The 18,689-nt window shown below is 67.9% G+C and carries 17 protein-coding genes and 5 pseudogenes; 12 read left to right on the top strand and 10 right to left on the bottom strand.

The window, feature by feature from the left end:
• Together ACZ6YV_RS35645 and ACZ6YV_RS35640 are read left to right on the top strand one after the other, a co-directional pair.
• Nucleotides 1–190, top strand: a pseudogene (locus ACZ6YV_RS35645) (hypothetical protein); the annotation flags it as partial.
• A 13-nt stretch (nucleotides 191–203) separates the two neighbouring features.
• Entirely contained in the window at nucleotides 204–686 is a 483-nt protein-coding gene (locus ACZ6YV_RS35640) for a DUF6653 family protein (protein WP_465513793.1), read from the top strand.
• 352 nt (nucleotides 687–1,038) lie between these two features.
• On the opposite strand, the gene ACZ6YV_RS35635 is transcribed toward ACZ6YV_RS35640, so the two are convergent.
• Entirely contained in the window at nucleotides 1,039–2,250 is a 1,212-nt protein-coding gene (locus ACZ6YV_RS35635) for a cation:proton antiporter (protein WP_465513792.1), read from the bottom strand.
• A gap of 220 nt (nucleotides 2,251–2,470) precedes the next feature.
• On the opposite strand from ACZ6YV_RS35635, the gene ACZ6YV_RS35630 reads away from it, so the two are divergent.
• Complete coding sequence (locus ACZ6YV_RS35630; protein WP_465513791.1) at nucleotides 2,471–3,010, top strand: hypothetical protein; 540 nt, start codon at nucleotides 2,471–2,473, stop codon at nucleotides 3,008–3,010.
• Between the two features lie 282 nt (nucleotides 3,011–3,292).
• On the opposite strand, the gene ACZ6YV_RS35625 is transcribed toward ACZ6YV_RS35630, so the two are convergent.
• Nucleotides 3,293–3,988, bottom strand: a complete 696-nt coding sequence (locus ACZ6YV_RS35625; protein ID WP_465513790.1) for a winged helix-turn-helix transcriptional regulator — start codon at nucleotides 3,986–3,988, stop codon at nucleotides 3,293–3,295.
• Nucleotides 3,988–4,203, bottom strand: a complete 216-nt coding sequence (locus tag ACZ6YV_RS35620) for a hypothetical protein (RefSeq protein WP_465513789.1) — start codon at nucleotides 4,201–4,203, stop codon at nucleotides 3,988–3,990. The genes ACZ6YV_RS35625 and ACZ6YV_RS35620 overlap by 1 nt, the downstream gene beginning before the upstream one ends.
• 174 nt (nucleotides 4,204–4,377) lie before the next feature.
• Here ACZ6YV_RS35620 and ACZ6YV_RS35615 point away from each other — a divergent pair, with 174 nt between their 5' ends.
• The 3 genes from ACZ6YV_RS35615 to ACZ6YV_RS35605 all read left to right on the top strand — a co-directional run bounded on the left by ACZ6YV_RS35615 (nucleotide 4,378) and on the right by ACZ6YV_RS35605 (nucleotide 7,486).
• On the top strand, nucleotides 4,378–5,277 hold the full coding sequence (locus ACZ6YV_RS35615) for an ABC transporter ATP-binding protein (protein ID WP_465513788.1): 900 nt from the start codon (nucleotides 4,378–4,380) through the stop codon (nucleotides 5,275–5,277).
• Nucleotides 5,274–6,914, top strand: coding sequence for an ABC transporter permease (locus tag ACZ6YV_RS35610; RefSeq protein ID WP_465513787.1), 1,641 nt, complete (start codon nucleotides 5,274–5,276; stop codon nucleotides 6,912–6,914). Before ACZ6YV_RS35615 ends, ACZ6YV_RS35610 begins: the two co-directional genes overlap by 4 nt.
• A gap of 278 nt (nucleotides 6,915–7,192) precedes the next feature.
• The gene (locus ACZ6YV_RS35605; RefSeq protein ID WP_465513786.1) at nucleotides 7,193–7,486 is read left to right on the top strand and encodes a trypsin-like serine protease; all 294 of its coding nucleotides are present in this window, start codon (nucleotides 7,193–7,195) and stop codon (nucleotides 7,484–7,486) included.
• 194 nt (nucleotides 7,487–7,680) lie between these two features.
• Here ACZ6YV_RS35605 and ACZ6YV_RS35600 read toward each other — a convergent pair.
• Nucleotides 7,681–7,992: pseudogene (locus ACZ6YV_RS35600) on the bottom strand (transposase); the annotation flags it as partial.
• A 548-nt stretch (nucleotides 7,993–8,540) separates the two neighbouring features.
• Complete coding sequence (locus ACZ6YV_RS35595) at nucleotides 8,541–8,951, bottom strand: ArsR/SmtB family transcription factor (RefSeq protein ID WP_465513785.1); 411 nt, start codon at nucleotides 8,949–8,951, stop codon at nucleotides 8,541–8,543.
• A 128-nt stretch (nucleotides 8,952–9,079) separates the two neighbouring features.
• Between ACZ6YV_RS35595 and ACZ6YV_RS35590 the strand changes: the two are divergent.
• The 5 genes and pseudogenes from ACZ6YV_RS35590 to ACZ6YV_RS35570 form a co-directional block, all read left to right on the top strand.
• A pseudogene (locus tag ACZ6YV_RS35590) lies at nucleotides 9,080–9,241 on the top strand (three-helix bundle dimerization domain-containing protein); the annotation flags it as partial.
• Nucleotides 9,242–9,323: 82 nt separating this feature from the next.
• Nucleotides 9,324–9,722, top strand: coding sequence for an arsenate-mycothiol transferase ArsC (locus ACZ6YV_RS35585; RefSeq protein ID WP_465513784.1), 399 nt, complete (start codon nucleotides 9,324–9,326; stop codon nucleotides 9,720–9,722).
• A gap of 24 nt (nucleotides 9,723–9,746) precedes the next feature.
• On the top strand, nucleotides 9,747–10,151 hold the full coding sequence (locus tag ACZ6YV_RS35580) for an arsenate reductase ArsC (protein ID WP_465513783.1): 405 nt from the start codon (nucleotides 9,747–9,749) through the stop codon (nucleotides 10,149–10,151).
• 39 nt (nucleotides 10,152–10,190) lie between these two features.
• Complete coding sequence (arsB, locus tag ACZ6YV_RS35575) at nucleotides 10,191–11,282, top strand: ACR3 family arsenite efflux transporter (RefSeq protein WP_465513782.1); 1,092 nt, start codon at nucleotides 10,191–10,193, stop codon at nucleotides 11,280–11,282.
• A pseudogene (locus ACZ6YV_RS35570) lies at nucleotides 11,279–11,728 on the top strand (FAD-dependent oxidoreductase); the annotation flags it as partial. The gene arsB and the pseudogene ACZ6YV_RS35570, both read left to right, overlap by 4 nt.
• A 64-nt stretch (nucleotides 11,729–11,792) precedes the next feature.
• Here the strand turns inward: ACZ6YV_RS35570 and ACZ6YV_RS35565 are convergent.
• From ACZ6YV_RS35565 to ACZ6YV_RS35555, 3 genes and pseudogenes are all read right to left on the bottom strand, one after another.
• Nucleotides 11,793–12,128 (bottom strand): hypothetical protein, encoded by a 336-nt coding sequence (locus ACZ6YV_RS35565; protein ID WP_465513801.1) that lies wholly within the window; start codon nucleotides 12,126–12,128, stop codon nucleotides 11,793–11,795.
• Between the two features lies 1 nt (nucleotide 12,129).
• A pseudogene (locus ACZ6YV_RS35560) lies at nucleotides 12,130–12,891 on the bottom strand (MFS transporter); the annotation flags it as partial.
• On the bottom strand, nucleotides 12,888–14,234 hold the full coding sequence (locus tag ACZ6YV_RS35555; RefSeq protein ID WP_465513781.1) for an NAD(P)-binding domain-containing protein: 1,347 nt from the start codon (nucleotides 14,232–14,234) through the stop codon (nucleotides 12,888–12,890). The gene ACZ6YV_RS35555 and the pseudogene ACZ6YV_RS35560, both read right to left, overlap by 4 nt.
• A gap of 103 nt (nucleotides 14,235–14,337) precedes the next feature.
• Here ACZ6YV_RS35555 and ACZ6YV_RS35550 point away from each other — a divergent pair, with 103 nt between their 5' ends.
• The gene (locus ACZ6YV_RS35550) at nucleotides 14,338–15,183 is read left to right on the top strand and encodes a helix-turn-helix domain-containing GNAT family N-acetyltransferase (RefSeq protein ID WP_465513780.1); all 846 of its coding nucleotides are present in this window, start codon (nucleotides 14,338–14,340) and stop codon (nucleotides 15,181–15,183) included.
• A 625-nt stretch (nucleotides 15,184–15,808) separates the two neighbouring features.
• Here the strand turns inward: ACZ6YV_RS35550 and ACZ6YV_RS35545 are convergent.
• Together ACZ6YV_RS35545 and ACZ6YV_RS35540 are read right to left on the bottom strand one after the other, a co-directional pair.
• Entirely contained in the window at nucleotides 15,809–17,197 is a 1,389-nt protein-coding gene (locus tag ACZ6YV_RS35545) for a KamA family radical SAM protein (protein ID WP_465513779.1), read from the bottom strand.
• Nucleotides 17,198–17,281: 84 nt separating this feature from the next.
• On the bottom strand, nucleotides 17,282–18,652 hold the full coding sequence (locus ACZ6YV_RS35540; protein ID WP_465513778.1) for a hypothetical protein: 1,371 nt from the start codon (nucleotides 18,650–18,652) through the stop codon (nucleotides 17,282–17,284).
• Nucleotides 18,653–18,689: the final 37 nt, after the last annotated feature.

Genomic DNA, 18,689 nt, shown 5'->3' with positions numbered 1-18,689 from the left:
CAGCAGGCCCTCACCGACCCGAACGGTAGCCCCGAACACCCGAAGACCACCCGAAGACTTGCTCCGGAACCCGAAGCGTCGCGCCGGACAGGACACCGGGATGCGCGAACGGGCCGAACGACTCGGCCGGGAAATCCGGGAGGAGAACGGCGTCTCCGCCGCCGTCGAACTCCTCGAAAAACTGACCTGACAAGGAGAACACGATGGAACTCACCGACGCGGTAGCGAGGACCTTCCGAATGGACGACGAAGCCTGGCGCCGCCACGCGAATCCTTGGAGCGTGTGGACCCGCTTCGCCGCGATCCCGATGATGTTGCTCGCGATCTGGAGCCGGACGTGGATCGGCTGGTGGTGTCTCGTGCCGATCGCGGCGGTCGTCGTGTGGCTGTTCGTCAATCCGTCGGCGTTCCCGCCGGTCGAACCACGCAGCTGGGCCGCACGCGGAATCTACGGCGAACGCGTCTGGGCACAGGACAAATCCTTGGTCCCGCCGGACCACCGCGCGGTGCTGCGTGTTCTGGTAACGCTCGGCCTCGCCGGTTTCGGGCTCGTTGCGTGGGGCCTGGTCGCACTCGACTTCTGGCCGACACTGTTCGGCGCGACGGTGGTCGTCATGGCCCAGCTGTGGCGGATCGACCGGTTCGGCCGGCTCTGGGAACGGGCCGAGGAGCAGGCGGCCGCGTGAAAGTTCAGTAGTCGACTACCCGCACCGTGCCCGCGGTTCCGTCGAGGATATCGACCACGCAAGGTTGGCTGATCAGCCCAGCCGACTCTGCTGTGCGAAACGAACCTCATCACCTGTCCGTGTCGGTGCCAGAACGGGCACGGTGCCCGGTCAAGGCCAGCCAGAGCAGGCTGAAGGCCGTGATCGCCACGCCCAGCGAATCGGTCCAGTGACCGGTGAACGCGCTGTCGATCCAGACCAGGGACCCAGCCGAGCACCGCAGGCAGTTGCAAGTACCAGTAGCGCCTGGGGATGATGCCGAGCAGGGCCATGAACAGTAACGCGAACACCAGGGCGGTGGTGATGCCTCCCATCAGGAACTCTCCTTCTGAGGAAGCTCATCCGGTCGTCCGGTGGGCAGGTTGTCCGGTGGTTCGATGCGCAATGCTTTGGCGACGGGGACGTCGGTGGAGGAGTGCAGCACGATCGACAATGCGATGGTGATCGCGACCAGGTCGAAGACATGCTCTCCCGCGGGTATTCCGGCTTGCAGAGCGAGGAGCCCGTAGACGACTGAGGCGAATCCCTTGGGGCCGAACCAGGCCGCGACCGATCGTTCCCTGGCAGGCAGCGGGGTGCGGATCAAGGAGAGCATCATCGCGGCCGGCCGGACCAGCAGGATCGCGACCACCGCGACCGCCCAGTCTCCGAAACTGAGGTGGGACAATCGTTCCGGTGTGATGAGCGCGCCGAACACCAGGAGAGCGGCGAATTTCGTCGTCTCGGACAGCAGGTCGCCGAAATGCTCGAAGTTTTCCGCCGAGACCCGGTCCATTGTGGCCAGTGTCGCGCCGGCCGCGAACGCGGCGAGGTACGGGTTGGCGTGGGTGAGATGGCAGGTCGCGTACAGGATCACCGCGACCGCCAGCGGCCCCAGCGCTTGTAGTCGTGGTTCCGCGGTGAGGACCTTCAATCGCCAGGCGAGCGCGATGGCCGCGGGAATGGCGACACCGAGTGCGAGACCGGCGACGAGTTCGATGGCGATACCGCCGAAGTCGGTGTCCCGGTTCGCCGCGGTCGCGAGGAAGATCAGCACGAAGGGGAGCGCGAGGCCGTCGTTGAGACCGGACTCGACATTGAGCAGCCTGCGCAGGCGCAGCGGCACATCCGTGCGGCCGACGATCGCGGAGGCGAACACCGGATCGGTCGGTGACAGGATCGCGCCGATCAGGAACGACGTCGTCCAGTCCAGGCCGGTGAGGAAGTGTGTCGGTACCGCGATGCCCACCATGGTCAAGGGCATCGCCAAGCCCAGCGCGCGGCCGGAGAGCCGCCACCCCTCCTTCAACGAGGGCAGGCTGGCGCGTTGGCCGTCGGTGAACAGCACGGTGAACAACGCCAGATCGGCCAGCCCGGTCACGAAGGCGCCGTTGGAGGGGATGTCGACGAGGCCGAGACCGCCTTGCCCGATCAGCGCGCCCGCGACCAGGAACAGCAGTGCCGTCGACAGCACGGTCCGGGCCGCGAGGCCGGACAACGACACGCTGATCAACAGCACCAGACCGAACGCCAAAGCGAGCGCCATCAAAACCCCAGTCCACGTCGAACGACCCACCCCTGCTGAGTGGGTTGTGCCGACCAGACTTCCCGGCGCTCCGCGCGTAAAGATGCCGTATGGGCGCGGTTGACGCAAACCGCCGGTCACACCCCCTGAATTGATCGTAAGGTTTTCGTCAGGTCGGCCTCGGCATCTCCGTGACAGGCTCGGTGCGCACCGCGTACCCGGTCATGGATGAGGAGATGCGATGCCCCCTACCGTCAGACTGCGGAGCAGGGCGCTCACCGAGCTGCTCTACGGGGACACAGGGAGGCCGCCGGTAACCGAGCGCACCGTCGACAACGGCGTGGCGCGCGCGAAGCGGTTGCGGGGTGACGCGGCACGTGTGCGCGAGGTCGCGGGGGAATACCTCGAACAGGCGGCCGAACTGGTGGCCGACAACGAGCCGGTACTGGCTCAACGGCACCGCGGTCTCGCTGAAATGGCGTCGTATCACTACATGGCCTATGACGAGCTCGCGATAGCGGCGGAGTACCGAGGCAGAGCCGGGCGGTTCGCCCGCGGGTCCACCGCGCACGAGGTCGAGGTGCAGCGTGCTTACGCGGCCATCAGGCGCGCCGAGGGGCAGCGGGAGCGCGGAGAAGCTGTCCGGCGCCGAGGTGACGCGTTCGCGGAGTTACGTCATCGCCACCTGGCGGAGGAGGCCGAGGAGAAGGCGAGAGTCGCCGAGCTTCGAGCGTCTGAACTGCTGGAGGCACAGGCCAGGGGGACAGGAGGCGGGCCATGAGTCCGAGTGACGGCCGCCGTCCCGCGTTCGGCAGGCTGAATCCCTTCTGCCTGTTGGCCGCTGTTCCCGCCGTGCTGGTCGGTGCGCTCATGGCCACGCAGGGATTGTGGCTACTCGGACTCGCCTGCGTGGTCTTCGCCGGGTTCATCCTGCTGTTCGATTCCTGGGTGAACCGGCCGGACCCGCCGTCCCCGTCACGTCCAGTGTTTCCAGGGCGTTCTCGGAGTCGTCAGCATGTGCCGTGGGCTCCGCCGTCGACCCCGCGACAGCGTGCTGCCCGGCCTATGAGGACAGCGTCGGTGCGCCCACCTCGCTAGAGTTCCCGTTACCGGAGAAACGGTTCGTGCCGAGCCAGGCGATGGCCTCACGCACTGCCCCACGAGGTCCGGTGATCACGATCGCCTTCTCTCGCAGTGCTTCCAGCCAGTCCGTGTGACCGAGCCAGACCCGGGCCAGCGCCCCCAAAGTGCAGTCGATCCGCATCGCCTGCGGCAACCTCGGATCGTGCATGGTCGGCGCTGCGACGGCCTGCGAGAGCACGAGCCACCACCATCGTGGCCCTGGTGATTCGGCGAACCGGAAATGGATCGCCACCGCCGCCTCGGGCAAGGCGGACAGGTCGATTCCCCGCGAGATGTCACGCAGGAGCAGGGCCGGGTCGAGGTCACCGTGTCGTGGCGGCGGCAACCAGCGCGCGCCCCAGTTGCCGAGAGGTACGAGGACTGCCGACAGCTCCCGGCCGGCCTCGGTCAGCTCCGCGCTACGCGGACGCTCCGGCGGATGGAGTGTGACGAGACCCGCGGTCTCCAGCTTCCGGAGCCGCTTGGTCAGCAGCCCGGTGGAAATACCCGGTACTCCTCTGGCGATGTCCGGGAGCGTGATGCTGCCGTGCAGCAGCTCACGGATGATCAGCAGCGTCCAGGGCTCGCCGACCACCTCGGCCGCCAGCGCGACCGGGCAGTGCTGCCTGTAGCGCATCACAGCACCTGCACGAGGCGCGCGATTCGGTGCCGCGCCATCCGGTGCAGCATCTCGCCGAGTGCTTCGGGGACGACCTGTTCCCGAAGGTCGCGATGGGTGGCGCGGACGATGGCGCCGACCGCCACGGGCGACAGTTTCGTCGAGAACTCGCTGGCCAGCCAGACCGTCACGTCGTCGACGACGTCCCTCGCGCTCGGGGTCTCTACGCTCATCGCTCTCCTCGCGTGCTCGTGACCTCCGATCATTCTTCCGGTTTCGCCGGGGAGTGAACCTGACGACTGCCTGACGATTCCCCTGGTGCCCGTGTGGCGGCGGGGAGTACCTTTCTCGCAGGTGCGCCGGGAAGCCTGGTCGGCAAAGAATTCGCCGACCGTGAAAGGACTCCCATGTCCTCACCTCATCCTCCCGCCGTCCACGTCGATGGATTGACCAAGCGGTTCGGTCGCACCGTCGCGGTCGACGACCTCACGCTGTCTGTTCCCGCCGGCGAGGTGTTCGGCTTCCTCGGCCCGAACGGCGCGGGCAAGTCCACCACGATCCGGCTGCTGCTCGGCCTGATCCGGCCGTCCGCGGGGAGGGCCACCGTGTTCGGGGTCCCCGCGTCGGACGTACGCCGGGCGCACCGGCTGTTGGGCTATGTCCCCGGCGACGTCGCGCTGTGGCCGGAGCTCACCGGCGCCGAAATCCTCGAGCTGCTGGCCAGGGTCGGCCCGGACATCGATACGCGCTATCGCACGGAACTCGTCGAGCGGTTCGCGCTCGACGTGGACAAGCGGGCCAAGACCTACTCGACCGGTAACCGGCAGAAGATCGCCTTGGTCGCCGCGTTCTCGACCCGGGCGGAACTGCTCGTCCTCGACGAGCCGACCAGTGGCCTGGATCCGTTGATGGAACAGGAGTTCCGGGGCTGCGTCAGCGAAGCGCGAGAGCGAGGCCAGACCGTCTTCCTCAGTTCACATCAGCTCGCCGAGGTCGAGGCTGTCTGCGACAGGGTTGGGATCCTGCGCGCCGGGCGGCTGGTCGAGATCGCCGGTATCGCGGAGCTGCGCAAGTTGCGCCGCACCACGGCCGAGGTGACCTATCGGGGCCAGGAACCATCCTTTGTGGATGTACCCGGCGTTGTCGAGGTCGAACGGCTGGACGGCGATCGCCTCCGGTTCACCCTGTCCGGCCCGCCGGGGCCGGCGTTGCGGGCGCTCGCCGCGGCCGACGTCACCACGATCTCGATGCGCGAACCGAGGCTCGAGGAGATCTTCCTCGACTACTACGGGGAGAACGCGCGATGACCACAGCATCGGCGGAAACCCTCGCGGCCACGGCGGAACCGGCCACACAGGCGAGCGCGAACCGGGCCGTCACCCGTCACTACGTTCGCAGGACGCGCCGCGGAGCCCTCATCATCGCTTTTGCCGCTGCCGGGATGTCCGCCCTCGTGGCAGGCCAGTACCAGAGCACCTTCGCTGGTGCCCTCGACGGATCGGCACTGCGGGCGCTGGCGGAGAATCCGGCCATCCGGATCCTGTTCGGGCCACCGGTCGCGCTCGACGATCCCGGTGGGTTCACTGTGTGGCGCACGGGCACACCGGTTCAGGTCCTGGTCGCCGTGTGGGCGCTCATGACCGCGACGAGGCTGACCCGTGGTGACGAAGACGCCGGCCGCGCCGACCTGCTGCTCGCTGGCCGGCTCCGGCCACTGGACCTGCTCATCCGGTGCATGACCGCCGTGGGTGCCGCGGCGGTCGTGATCGCCTCGGCCGTGGCGCTGGCCCTGCTGCTCACCGGAACCCAGCCCGCCGGCGCGATCATCCACGCCGCCGGTCTGCTCGGCGTGATCCTGACCTTCGCGGCTACGGGAGTGCTCGCCGCCCAGATCCTGCCCGCCCGGTCGGCGGCCACAGGCCTGGCAGTGGCCTTTCTCGGCGCGGGACTGCTCCTGCGCATGCTCGCGGACGGCGCCGAGATGTTCGCGTGGGCCACGTGGACCACACCGTTCGGTCTGACCGGCGAAGCCGCGCCCTATGCGGACAACAGGATCCTGCCGCTACTCGTCCTGTTCGTTTTCCCGGTCGTGCTCACCATTGCTGCGTGCATGGCCGCTGTCCATCGTGACGTCGGCCGTGGTCTGCTCAACCCGTCCGGCCGTCGACGGCCGAGAACACGACTGCTCGGTTCCCTCGCTGGCTTCGCCGTTCGGCGAACCTTGCGCGCCACGGCGGGCTGGGTCCTCGGAATCTCGGCGTACTTCGTCCTTGTCGGGGTGCTCATCGCGTCTGTTCTCCGCTTCCTGCAAGAGAACCAGCGGTTCGCGGACCTCGCGGCCGCGGCCGGGTTCGCCGGTCTCGGAACCGCCGATGGGTTCGCCGCGGCCATGTTCGGCCTCCTCGCCATCCCGATCGGCCTCTACGCCGCCACCCGCATCGCCTCATTCGCCTCCGACGAAACCAGCCGCAAGTGGACCCCGCTGCTCGCCCTGCCCATCCCGCGCCGCAGACTCGCCCTCACGGAAATCACCGTGACCTCGGCCGCGCTGCTCACGCTTCTCACCGCGGCCGGGCTGTCGCTCTGGACGGGTGCCACCGTCGCGTCCGTGCCGCTCGCCCTGCTCCCTGCTCTGGCTGGCGCGTGGAACGCGGCGCCGGTCGCGTCACTCTCGCTCGGCGCCGCGGTGTTCGCCCTCGGCTGGGCACCGCGTGCGGTCGCCGTGCTCGGCGCGCTCCCCGTCGTCGGAGGGTTTCTGCTCAACGTCGTCCTGCAGAGCGTCGAGGCGCCCTCATGGGTGACCTACCTGACCCCCTTCGGACACCTCACCTCCGTCCCGGCCGAGCCACCGAACTGGAGCGCCACGGTCATCCTTCTCGTGATAGCGGGCTTTCTCGTGTTCGCCGGCCTGGTCGGCTACGGCCGCAGAGACCTGACCACCTGAGACCGAACCAGCGCCGCTCACGAGGAAACGCCGACTGCCGAATGTGCCGGGCCGTGATCGACCTATCACCTGGGGCGTGGGAGGGCTTCCAGCAGGCGCGACACGATGCGCACATGCAGCGGCGAGGGGTTCACTCCGTCGTGGCGCGGTGCCACCTGTTCGGTTCTCTCGGTGCCCTGCACCGTCAAGGCAGGCTCAGCGTTGACCGGCTGGTGATGGAAAGAAGGGCGCCGATCATGAGGTGGCTTCGAGGACTGCACGCGGGGACAGTGGGAGTCATGCTGGCAGCCGCGCTGACCGTCCCGGCGCACGCCGGGACCGAGATCGTCGGCGGCACCCGCGCGAGGCCCGATCAATTCCCTTACCAGGTCAGCCTTCGCTATTACTGCGGCCACTTCTGTGGCGGCGCCGTGATCAGTCCCAGGATCGTGGTGACCGCCTCTCACTGCCTCGACGGCATGAACGCCAAGGAAATCGAGGTCTACACCGGAACACTCAACATCCGCAGTGGAACGCGTCACCGCGTCAGGGCCGGATCATGCACCCGAACTACAACCCGAGCACCATCATGAACGACATCGCGGTGCTGCAGTGGAGTGTTCCCGCTTTTGTGGGCGCAGGTTTAGGCCGCGATCTGACTGATTTCTCTGTATCTTAGCTCGTATTCTTGGGGTGTCGAGTATCGGAGCGTTGGGTGTCGTCGTTGGGTGTTGTAGTAGATTTCGATCCAGTTGAGGGTGTCCTTTTTAATGTGTTTCACGGTTGGCTATGGTTTAGTGTGGTCGAGTTCTTTCTTGTAGGTCGCGAGGAATGATTTCGATATCGCGTTGTCGTAACAGGTCCCAGTGTGGTCAAGGGGTCGGTGGATGCCGTTGTTCGTGCAGTATTCGGCGAACTCGCCAGAGGTGTATTGGGTGCCGCGGTCGCTGTGGAAGATCGCTTCACTGTCTGGCTGGCGGCGCGTGAGGGGCATGTCGGGGGCTGTGGTGACCAGGTCGGTGCGCGTGTGCTCGGCGACGGCCCAGCCGGCCACGGCGCGGGAGTGCGGGTCGATGACGGTGGCCAGGCAGGCCCAGCCGTCGCACGCCGGGGTTGCCGCGCAGCCGCTCGTAGACGGCCTTGATGACCGCGAGCAGGCCCGCGTCGGCCTGCTCGGGGTCGCTCGGCGCGCGGCGGTGCCAGGCGTAGTAGCCCGAGTGGGACACGCCTAGCTCGCGGCACATGAACTCGGCCGGGAAGTTCTCGGAGTCCGCCCAGTCCGCGATTGCAGCGAATTTCGCTGCTTGTCTTTCGCGAACCAAGTCGCAACTTTTTTTGCGAACTCGACCTGTATCTTCAACTCGGCGTTCTCCGCCCGCAATCGCTCCAGCTCGGCGCGTTCGGAATCCTCCAACGGCTTACCCGCCGAGTCGTCGAAGGCCGCCTCGCGGGCAGCGTAGCGACGACCAGACGCCGAACGATCTGTCCTGCCGAGTCGCGTCGGGTGCGTCGGACGAAGCTATTCCGCCGGTTGCGATATCAGACCCTGCCCGGCAAAGCGAAAGTTGCCTCGTCGAGACGCGGCGGATGAAGTGGTGGCGGCCAGCTCCTGGAGTGACGACTGCCGGATCGCCGTCACATGAGCGTTCAGCACCTCGCGTCGCGTTCCGCGGCCGTGAGGCGGGCAGGCCGGTCTGCGAGTGGGCCGCCTGAGCGGAGCAGGGTTTCCAGGGTTTCGAGCGGTTCAGGGACGATGGTGTACCAGCTCCAGGTTCCGCGGCGTTCCCGTTCGAGGATGCCGGCGGAGACCAGCACGCGCAGGTGGTGGCTGAGCGAGGGCTGGGGCATGTCGAATTCTTCGGCGAGGTCGCAGAAGCACGCTTCGCCGCCGGGGGAGTACCGCACCAGCGACAGCAGTCGGATCCGGATGGGGTCCGACAACGCCTTGAACAGCTTCGCGGCTGTGTCGGCGTCACCGGGGTCGACGACGGCGGCGGGTTCGGCCATCAGCAGGGTCACCGCGATCGGTTTGCGGGTGCGACTGTTCTCGCTCGCCACGTGCCCTCCTTCACTCCTCATGTCCCTGGAAGCTCACCATACCCGCTGGATTGACAAAGCTCGATCCAAGTTCTTCAATTGCATCGGCAGACTTCGATCCAGCTAGCCGTGTCTCCGAGGGAGATGTCATGACCCATGCCACCGAGGGCCTGCCCGGCCGTGAGGTGCTGGACCAGCTCGACCGGATCACCGACGAACTCACCGACAAGTTCCAGGGAACGTTCGGCCGCGAGACCGTCGTACGGTTTGTGGAGGAGACCTTCCGGCTGCTGGATCGCTCGGCGACGGTCAAGGTCCATCTTCCGACGCTGACCGCCCGTTTCGCCCGGCAGCGGCTGGTCGACCTCGCCAAGGTCGACGGCCTCACGTTTGGTGACCGCGCCGCAGGTGCTGTTCGTGTGCGTGCACAACGTCGGCCGCTCCCAGCTGGCGGCGGCGCTGCTCAACCACCACGCCTTCGGTCACGTGATGGTCCGCTCCGCCGGATCGCAGCCCACCGGCGAGATTCCGTCGGTCATCACCGAGGCGCTGGCGGAGCTGGACATCCAGCTCGTCGGCGCCTACCCGAAGCCATTGACCGACGAGGTCGTCCGCGCCGCCGACGTCGTGGTCACGATGGGCTGCGGCGACGCGTGCCCGGTCTACCCGGGCAAGCGGTATCTGGACTGGGACGTACCCGATCCGATGGGCCAGCCGCTGACCGTGGTCCGCGGTATCCGGGACGACATCGGCCGCCGCGTCCGGCACCTGCTCGACGAACTCACCGACTGACCTCTCCAGAGAAAGGAAACGGGCATGACCCGCACGCCTGAGGTGCTGTTCGTCTGTGTCCACAACGCGGGCCGGTCGCAGATGGCCGCAGCGCTGTTGCAGCACTATTCGCTCGGCCGCATCGCCGTCCGGTCCGCGGGCTCGGAGCCCGCGGAGAAGGTGAACCCGGCCGCCGTGGCCGTGCTCGCGGAGTGGGGACTGGACGTCACGGCCGAGGTCCCGAGCAAGCTGTCCACGGAGGACGTCGAAGCCTCCGACGTGGTGATCACCATGGGGTGCGGTGACACGTGCCCGGTGTTCCCCGGCAAGCGTTACCTCGACTGGCCGCTGGAGGATCCCGCGGGGCAGGGCGTGGAGGCTGTGCGCCCGATCCGGGACGAGATCGACCGACGGGTCCGTGGCCTGGTCGCCGAAATCCTCGGCGCCTGACCCTCACTTTCCGCCTTCCCGTACTTCTGGAGACCGCCCGTGACTCAAACCGCCGACAAGGCCGGTGACCCGGCCGACACCGACGTCCTGCACAAACTGTCCTTTCTGGACCGGTTCCTCCCGGTCTGGATCATCGTCGCGATGGGCGCAGGGCTGCTGCTGGGCAGCGTGATCCCCGGTCTGCAGGGCGTCCTGGACGCGGTGAAGATCGGGCAGGTGTCGCTGCCGATCGCGCTCGGGCTGCTGCTGATGATGTACCCGGTGTTGGCGAAGGTCCGCTACGACAAGCTCGACACCGTGACCAAGGACAAGCGCACCATGGTGCTTTCCCTGGTGCTGAACTGGATTCTTGGCCCGGCGCTGATGTTCGCGCTTGCGTGGCTGACGCTGCCGGATTTGCCGGAGTACCGGACCGGGCTGATCATCGTCGGTCTCGCCCGCTGCATCGCGATGGTGATCATCTGGAACGACCTCGCCTGTGGAGATCGTGAGGCGGCGGCGGTGCTGGTCGCGTTGAACTCGGTCTTCCAGGTGATCATGTTCGGTGTGCTGGGCTGGTTCTACCTCGACCTGTTGCCCGGCTGGCTCGGCCTCGACACCACCAGCATCGACTTCTCGCCGTGGGAACTCGCGCTGAGCGTGATCATCTTCCTCGGCATCCCGCTCGCCGCCGGTTATCTCTCGCGGCGTATCGGGGAGCGGAGCAAAGGCCGTGAGTGGTACGAGGGCAAGTTCCTGCCGAAGATCGGTCCGATCGCCCTCTACGGTTTGCTGTTCACCATCGTGATCCTGTTCGCCTTGCAGGGCGACAACATCACCTCCCGCCCGCTCGACGTCGCCCGGATCGCGCTGCCGCTGCTGGTGTACTTCGCGATCATGTGGGTGGGCGGCTATCTGCTGGGCAAGGCCTCGGGGCTGTCGTACGAGCGCACGACGACGCTGGCGTTCACCGCGGCGGGCAACAACTTCGAACTCGCGATCGCCGTCGCCATCGGCGTCTTCGGCGTCACCTCCGGCCAAGCGCTCGCCGGGGTCGTCGGCCCGCTGATCGAAGTACCGGTCCTGGTGGCCTTGGTCTACGTGAGTCTCTGGCTGCGTAAGCGCTGGACCGCGAAAGCGCCCGCGGAGTGACTGGGGCCGCGCGGGTAGTGGTCATCGGCGGGGGCCAGGCCGGTCTCGCCGCGGGCTACTACCTGCGCCGCGCCGGCCTGGACTTCGTCATCCTCGACGCCCAGGCTCAGCCGGGCGGCGCCTGGATCCACGGCTGGGACTCGCTGCGCCTGTTCTCCCCGGCGCGGCACAGTTCGCTGCCGGGGTGGCCGATGCCGCCCTATCCAGGGCCCGGCTATCCGACCGCCGGGCACGTTGTCGAGTACCTGGCGGCGTACGAGAAACGCTACGAACTCCCGATCCGCCGCGGGGAGACGGTGACCGCCGTGTCCCGCGACGGCACTCGATTCGCGGTGAGCACCGATACGGGGGAGTGGAGCGCGGAGGCGGTCATCAGTGCCACCGGAACCTGGTGGCGCCCTTTCCTTCCGCTGATGCCGGGCGGGTTCACCGGTCGTCAGTGGCATGACCACGCGGGCCGCGGTCGCCGACCTCAAAGCCGTGCTCGACACCGACGGCGGGTGAACCCCGTCAGCCGGCGCCCGCGGCGATCGTCTTCAGCTGGTCGGCCAGCAGTAGGTCTTGACCACCTCCGCGCGTGCCGGACAGACGGCCAGATCGTTGCACACATCTCCGAGGTGTCGAGTCCTCGCTCCATGAGAGCTCGGGCGTGCGATACAGTTCCCGCACACCCGCCACGGGGAACTCGTCGGTGGTGACCGACGCGCCCATCGCCCGCAGCTGCCCGGCGAGCCAGCGACCGGCCGCGCGGCCGTCGGATGTCCCTACCCGGCGGCCCGCGAACCGGTCGTCGGCCAACGCGGCGACCGTGGCCTTCATCCGCGAACCGGACACCGTCGCGGTCATGAACAGCAACCGGCACCGTCGTGCTGCTGACGCCGCGTTCGGTGAGCAGCGGCACGAGGTTGATCACTCCGGCGTAAACGGCGAACGCCGCCAGGCTGAACGCGATCACCAAGCCTCGGAACGGAATGCCCCGGGCGATTCGCGCCGGGTCGCTGTGCGTACTGAGCGGTGGCTCGGCCGGTGCCCAGGGTCCGCGCACGCCCCACAGGTGTGCCGGGATGGTGACGACGGCCAGGACCACGTAGGTGTCCCGCCAATCCAGGTGCGCGGTGAGCAGTGCGGTCAGTGGTGCGAACACCGTGCTCGCCAGACCGGCGGCCAGGGTAAGCACGGTCAGCGCGAACACCCGCCGCCGCCCGTACCAGCGGGTCAGGGCGGCGAACGCGGGCGGATACAGCACCGCGCCCATCGCGACTCCGGCCAGCAGCCACGCCAGGGTGAACCACACCAGGTTCTGCGCCAGCGCGACGGCCACGATCGCGGGCACCGCCAGCATCGATCCGGCTGTCATCACCGAGCGGGGACCTGTGCCGTCTAGCCATCGTCTGACGGGGATCCCGGCCAGCGCGGCGACGACCTGACCGGCCGAGAACGCCGCGACCACCCACGCGGTCGGCCAGCCTGTGGTCTGGCTGATTTGCTTTGCCAGTACGGGAAAGGCGTAGAAGAGGATGCCCCAGCTGGTGATCTCGGTGACGCAGAGAACGGCCAGCACGCGGCGTCGCCCGGACGTGGTCAGCCCGGGCGACGCCGCGGCGGTCAGCGCACGGCGGCCGACGGCGCGGGCAGGGTGAGGACTTCCGGCTCCGATGCCGCGCAGCAGCCCCCGGCGGCGGCCGGTGCGTCGTCCGGTTCGTCGAACAGGCCGGCACCACCGCAGACTCCGGTCTCGGCCATCCGCAGTTCGACCCGTGCGGCCGCCTCGTGGTCCCCGGCGAGCTGGGCGGCGATGCTGCGCACCTGCTCGTAACCGGTCATCGCGAGGAAGGTCGGCGCGCGGCCGTAGCTCTTCATCCCGGCCAGGTAGAAGTCCTTCTCCGGATGGACGAGTTCCTTGGCGCCGTGGGGATACACGGTGCCGCACGAGTGGACGTTCGGGTCGATCAGCGGCGCGAGCGCGACCGGTGCCTGCAACGTCGGGTCCAGCTCGAGCCGGATCTCCGACAGCCAGGTCAGATCGGGCCGGAAACCGGACAGGGTCACGACCTCGTCGACCTGCTCGATCCGCTGTCCGCTGGAGGAGACCAAGGCCAGCCGGCCGTCGGTGTCGCGTTCGACGAGCTCGGTGCGGAACCCGGTCACCACCGTGATCAGTCCGGATGCCACCGCTTCCTGGGCGCGCAGGCCGAGAGCGCCCCGCGCGGGAAGCTGGTCGGCCTCGCCGCCGCCGAAGGTGTTGCCGACCGCACCCCGGCGCAGCACCCAGCTGATCCGCGTCTCCGGCGAGTCCTTCGCGAGGCCGGACAGGGCGACCAGCGCGGTCAGCGCCGAATGTCCGCTGCCCGCGACCACCACGTGCTTGCCCGCGTACCGCGCCCGCACCGCGTTGTCGCCCAGATTCGGGACCCGGTAAGCGATCCGGTCCGCCGCGGCACGCTCTCCGGCGGCGGGAAGTCCTTCGCCGCCGAGCGGGTTGGGCGTCGACCACGTGCCGGACGCGTCGATCACGGCCCGCGCCGCGATCCGCTGCTCTGTCCCGTCGGCGGCGCGGACGTGCACGGTGAACGGCTCGTCGTCGCGGCCGCTGTCCACGACCCGGTCCCGTCCCCGGCGGGCGACCCCGACCACCTCGGCGTCGAAGCGCACCCGGTCGCCGAGCGCCGCCGCCAGTGGTCGCAGGTACAGCTCGGCCCAGTCCGAGCCCGTCGGGTAGGCCTCACCGTCGGGCTGGGTCCAGCCGGTCGTCTCCAGCAGCCGCCCGGCTGCGGGTGCGACGAGTTCGGACCACGGCGAGAACAACCGCACGTGATTCCACGCAGCCACATCCGAGCCCGCCTGCGCGCCGCGCTCCAGCACCAGCGGCTCGAAACCCCGCTCCACCACCTCGGCGGCGGCCGCCAGCCCCACCGGCCCGGCCCCGATCACCACGACAGGCAGCTCGTTCATCCCCATGCACCTTTCATCGATCCATCTCGATTGAGTCGATGCGACGGACTGTATCGATCGGAGTCGATTGACGCAACCATCGATTCTGGTCGATACTGGGGGCATGACGACGGTTGTGCCTCTTCCCCTCGCCGGTCTCTTGCCTGAGCGTGAAGCCGCGACGTACGCCGGGTGGTTCGCCTGCTTGGCCGAGCCGATGCGGGTGAAGCTGCTGCACGCGGTCGCGACCGCGCCTCGCGGTCTGACCGTGGGGGCGCTGACCGAGATCCTCGGGACCAGCCAGTCGACGTGCTCCCACCACGTCCGGAAGCTGGCTGACGTGGGTTTCGTGCACCTGCGGAAAGAGGGCACCGCAACGGTCGTGACGATCAACCAGGCCTGCTGCAGCGGGCTCCCGCATGCGGCGGACGCGGTCATGGGCCTGCTCGCTCCGCGCCCCTGCTGCCCGGACGACGTGCCCGACGACGTCTCCGTCCGTGCCCTGGAACCCGGCGACTGGACCGCGGTTCGCCGGATCTACGGCGAAGGCATCGCGACCGGGCTCGCCACCTTCGAGACCGAAGTTCCCAGCCGCAAAGCGCTCGATGCGAAATGGCTCCCCGGGCATCGGTGGGTCGCCGTGATCGACGGCGAGGTCGCCGGCTGGACCACCGCCACCCCCGTCTCAGACCGCGAGTGCTACCAGGGACTCGCCGAGACATCGGTCTATGTCAGTGAAAGCCACCGCGGCCGCGGTGTGGGGAAGGCCCTGCTCTTCAAACAGGTCACCGAGGCCGATGCCGCCGGGCTCTGGACCCTGCAGACCTCTATCTTCACCGATAACCGCGCCAGCATCGCCCTGCACCACAGCGCCGGATACCGCACCGTCGGCATCCGCGAACGCATCGCCCAACGCGACGGCATCTGGCACGACACCGTCTTCCTCGAACGCCGCAGCCCCATCAGCTAGTCTCGCCAGCCACACAGGACCAGTTGAGCGTCATGCTCCGGCCGTCTGAACTGGCTCACGCTCGGCCATCTTCTCTAACTGGGTTCTCGTCCGATGCTCATCCCGGTTCACCACAAGTCAAGATCCACAAAGACTGAATACTTCTGCGCACACGAATTGTTCAGGATGCATCAATTAAGTGATACAAGACATTGAATTTTGGAAGGCTTTCAAGCTGCCGATCGGGCTGCAAGCAATTTTTCGTCGTTCGGCTTGGAGTGTCCACTGTGGATCCTCTCGTCCGTTCCTGGGTCGTTTCACGATCGGTCGCACTGGCACCCGCCTGCCCTGGTGGTCGCAACTGAAGATCTGACCCGCTGGCCACCATGAGTTGGGTGCTGGTGTCCGATGCCTCTCGGTGTCTCTGCCGATGCATGGCCAGGCATGAACTCTGGGGCAGGTAGTTCTTGGCCCAGAATGAGATACGTCTCAGTTGTACCAGCCAACCCCCAGACCGGGCGCCTCCGGTTAAAGCCGATCGGTGTTTCACTCTGCGAGGCACTGTCCGGTTCGTGTGCGGCTTGCCGTTGCCGGTGGCCCCGAACGTCGTTCGGGGCCACCGGTTTCATCTAGGTACATACAGAAGTTAACGGGGCTGGTTGGCCCACCATTTCTGGCCGGCTTCGGGCAGGGTGGAGATCGGGTCGTAGTAGGGGTAGTGGCGCTGCAAGGCTTCGGGGTCCTCGTGCTCGATCCCGGTCCGGTAGTTCTTCGTCCAGTAGGAAATCCCCAGCTCACGGTCATATTCGGCGAGCTGATGGACCCAGCGCTTGCCCACGTACGGGACATCGCAGACGATCCGCGGAGTGGCGTAGCCGGGCAGGTAACCCATGATCGCGTGCTGCAGTTCCTGTGCCTCATGCACGGAAACCCGCCAGTGCTCGGCGTTGGGGATCATGTCGCACAGGTAGAAGTAGTACGGCAGGATGTTCGCCTCGCCCTGCAGCGCGAAGCACAGGTCCAGCAGGTCCGCCGGGGTCGCGTTGACCCCCTTCATCAGCACGCCCTGGTTACGCACGTCGCGGACGCCGACGTCGAGCGCGGTCCGGGCGGCTTCGGCGACCAGCGGGGTGACCGACTGCGCGTGGTTGACGTGGGTGTGGATCGCGAGGTTGATGCCACGGCGCTGGGCGGTGCCGGCGACGCGCTCGAGGCCTTCGACGACCTTCGGCTGGATCCAGTGCTGCGGCAGGGCGGCGAGCGCCTTGGTGGCGAGGCGGATGTCGCGGACGGTGTCGATGTCCATCAACCGCATGAGGAACGACTCCAGCTGCGGCCACGGCACGTTCGCGACGTCGCCGCCGGAGACCACGACGTCACGGACGCCAGGGGTCTTCTTCAGGTACTCGATCATCGCGTCCTGGCGGTCGACAGGCTTGAGCGAGAGCTTGTGCTTCTCGACCTGCTCGGTCGAGTTGCCGACCAGGTCCATCCGGGTGCAGTGACCGCAGTACTGGGGGCAGGTGGAGATCATCTCGGCGAGGACCTTGGTGGGGTAGCGGTGAGTCAGTCCCTCCACGACCCACATCTCGGCCTCGTGCAGCGAGTCCCGCTCGGAGTGCGGATGGCTGGGCCATTCGGTGTCGCGGTCGCTGCGCACCGGGAGCATGTAGCGGCGGATCGGGTCGGCGTACCAGGCCTCGGTCACCTTCACCGGGTCCGTACCGGCGTTGGGCGCCATCGTGTTGATCATCTGCGGCGGCAGCAGCATCGACATCGTGGCCATCTCGCGCTGGTCGGCGAGCATGTCCTCGTAGAAGCGCTCCTCGAGCTGGTCGCCCATCAGGGCGCGCAGTTGCTTGGCGTTGCGGATGCAGTGCACCCGTTGCCACTGCGCGTCGCGCCACTGTGCCTCGGTCACGTCGTGCCAGCCGGGGAAGCGGCGCCAGTCGGGTTCGATCAGTTCGACTCGGGTGTAGTCGTAGGGCTGATCGTAGGCGGCCACCGGCGAGGTCGGTTCCTGGATCGCAGTCACTTGTACTCCTCGTCGTCGGAAACGCGTGAAAATATCCTGTCACATCGTTCGGACGACGTAAATATTCCTGTCTTGCTCGGAGTGTCAGGTGGAGACTGCCTCCTGCTTCGAGCGGGCGCGAAGGTGTTCGAAGGCAGCGATTCCGGCGATCAGCGCGGCGGTGAGGAACAGCACTCCGGCCGAATAGCCGAGGTGATGAACCGCTTCAAGCCGTGTTGGTGACGCGTTTTGCTCCCGGACGCCGACCGCGGTCATCGCTCCGGCGCCGCCGAACACCAGCACCGACGCCAGCGGCCCGAGCACGGGCACGACGCCGTCCTCGGCGAGACGCGGGCCGGTCGTGACGATCGCCGCGACCACGGTGGCGCACAGCAGTGCCAGCAGCAGCGCGCCCGGGACCACCGCGTCGTGGTCGATCAGCTTCTCCGGCACCCCGCCGGTCCCCAGATCCAGGATGAACAGCACGAGCGCGGACACCACCGCCCCGCCGACGGCGAACTGCACCCTCCAGCGCGACACCCCCGCGAGACACCCGGCGGCGACGCCCACCGCGGCCGCCAGCCAGCTCAGCACCGGCTGGAACGCCACGGAGTACACCGCCAGCAGCAGCGGCGCCATAGCGCCCACCTGCACACTCGCCGACGTCGCCGCGGCGAAGAACGCTCGCGAACCGGCGATCGCGCACGCGATGACCCCACCGACGAGCACGATCAGCCCGCCGATGGCCACGACGACCTCCGGATGCCTGCCGATCGACTCGACCGGCAGTTCCAGGATCTCGCTGACCTTCACCACGTCCACTGCCTGCGCCGCCAGGGGAAGCAGCACAGCCACGATCGCGGCGAAGGCGAACCGGGCCGACAGCGGACGCGGCTCGGGCCAGGCCGGATCCTGTGCGCGGGCACCACGCGTGAGCACGGCCAGCACCGCTCCGGCCACACTCAACGCGGTGAGGATCAGCTGCCAGGCCTGCCCGCCGGCCGCGAGCATGAGCCATGACGCGCCCGCCAGGCTCACGGCGAACAACTGCGTCCCCACCGTGAGCCCGATCAGCACGAGCCCGGCCGTGCGCGAGCCCCGCCGCAGGAGGTCCTGTGCCGCGGCGAGCACGGCCAGCAGTACCACCGGAGGCCCGGCCGGCGCGATGATCGACAGCGACGGATGCCCGCCCAGGTCCGGGAACAGGCGCACGAGCGCGGTCGGCAGGGACAACACGACCCCCACCGTCAGCAGCCACGGCCACCAGCGCGCCAGGAACACGGCGGCGAGCACCGCGATCAGCGGCAGCAGGGACACCGCCACCAGATCGGACGGCCAGCCGTGCGGCGCCGCCAGTGCGATCAGCGGCCGCAGGATCGAGGTGTCGCGGACCGCGGTGAAAACGACCACCGCCCCGAGCCCCAAGGCCGCCGACAACGCGGTCCCGGTGATCGCCCGATCAGCTCCCCAGCTCATTTCATCGACCCTAACCACGCCGTGATCATCCGCACGC

This window comes from Amycolatopsis sp. NPDC102522 (genome assembly GCF_055584485.1).
This window is presented reverse-complemented; position numbering and strand designations above follow the sequence as displayed.

Excerpts from the sequence above, each read along its gene's own strand:
- ACZ6YV_RS35640 (WP_465513793.1), top strand. The coding sequence starts at position 204 with ATGGAACTCACCGACGCGGTAGCGAGGACCTTCCGAATGGACGACGAA.
- ACZ6YV_RS35635 (WP_465513792.1), bottom strand. The coding sequence starts at position 2,250 with ATGGCGCTCGCTTTGGCGTTCGGTCTGGTGCTGTTGATCAGCGTGTCG.
- ACZ6YV_RS35630 (WP_465513791.1), top strand. The coding sequence starts at position 2,471 with ATGCCCCCTACCGTCAGACTGCGGAGCAGGGCGCTCACCGAGCTGCTC.
- ACZ6YV_RS35625 (WP_465513790.1), bottom strand. The coding sequence starts at position 3,988 with ATGCGCTACAGGCAGCACTGCCCGGTCGCGCTGGCGGCCGAGGTGGTC.
- ACZ6YV_RS35620 (WP_465513789.1), bottom strand. The coding sequence starts at position 4,203 with ATGAGCGTAGAGACCCCGAGCGCGAGGGACGTCGTCGACGACGTGACG.
- ACZ6YV_RS35615 (WP_465513788.1), top strand. The coding sequence starts at position 4,378 with ATGTCCTCACCTCATCCTCCCGCCGTCCACGTCGATGGATTGACCAAG.
- ACZ6YV_RS35610 (WP_465513787.1), top strand. The coding sequence starts at position 5,274 with ATGACCACAGCATCGGCGGAAACCCTCGCGGCCACGGCGGAACCGGCC.
- ACZ6YV_RS35605 (WP_465513786.1), top strand. The coding sequence starts at position 7,193 with ATGCTGGCAGCCGCGCTGACCGTCCCGGCGCACGCCGGGACCGAGATC.
- ACZ6YV_RS35580 (WP_465513783.1), top strand. The coding sequence starts at position 9,747 with ATGACCCGCACGCCTGAGGTGCTGTTCGTCTGTGTCCACAACGCGGGC.
- ACZ6YV_RS35565 (WP_465513801.1), bottom strand. The coding sequence starts at position 12,128 with ATGACCGCGACGGTGTCCGGTTCGCGGATGAAGGCCACGGTCGCCGCG.
- ACZ6YV_RS35555 (WP_465513781.1), bottom strand. The coding sequence starts at position 14,234 with ATGAACGAGCTGCCTGTCGTGGTGATCGGGGCCGGGCCGGTGGGGCTG.
- ACZ6YV_RS35550 (WP_465513780.1), top strand. The coding sequence starts at position 14,338 with ATGACGACGGTTGTGCCTCTTCCCCTCGCCGGTCTCTTGCCTGAGCGT.
- ACZ6YV_RS35540 (WP_465513778.1), bottom strand. The coding sequence starts at position 18,652 with ATGAGCTGGGGAGCTGATCGGGCGATCACCGGGACCGCGTTGTCGGCG.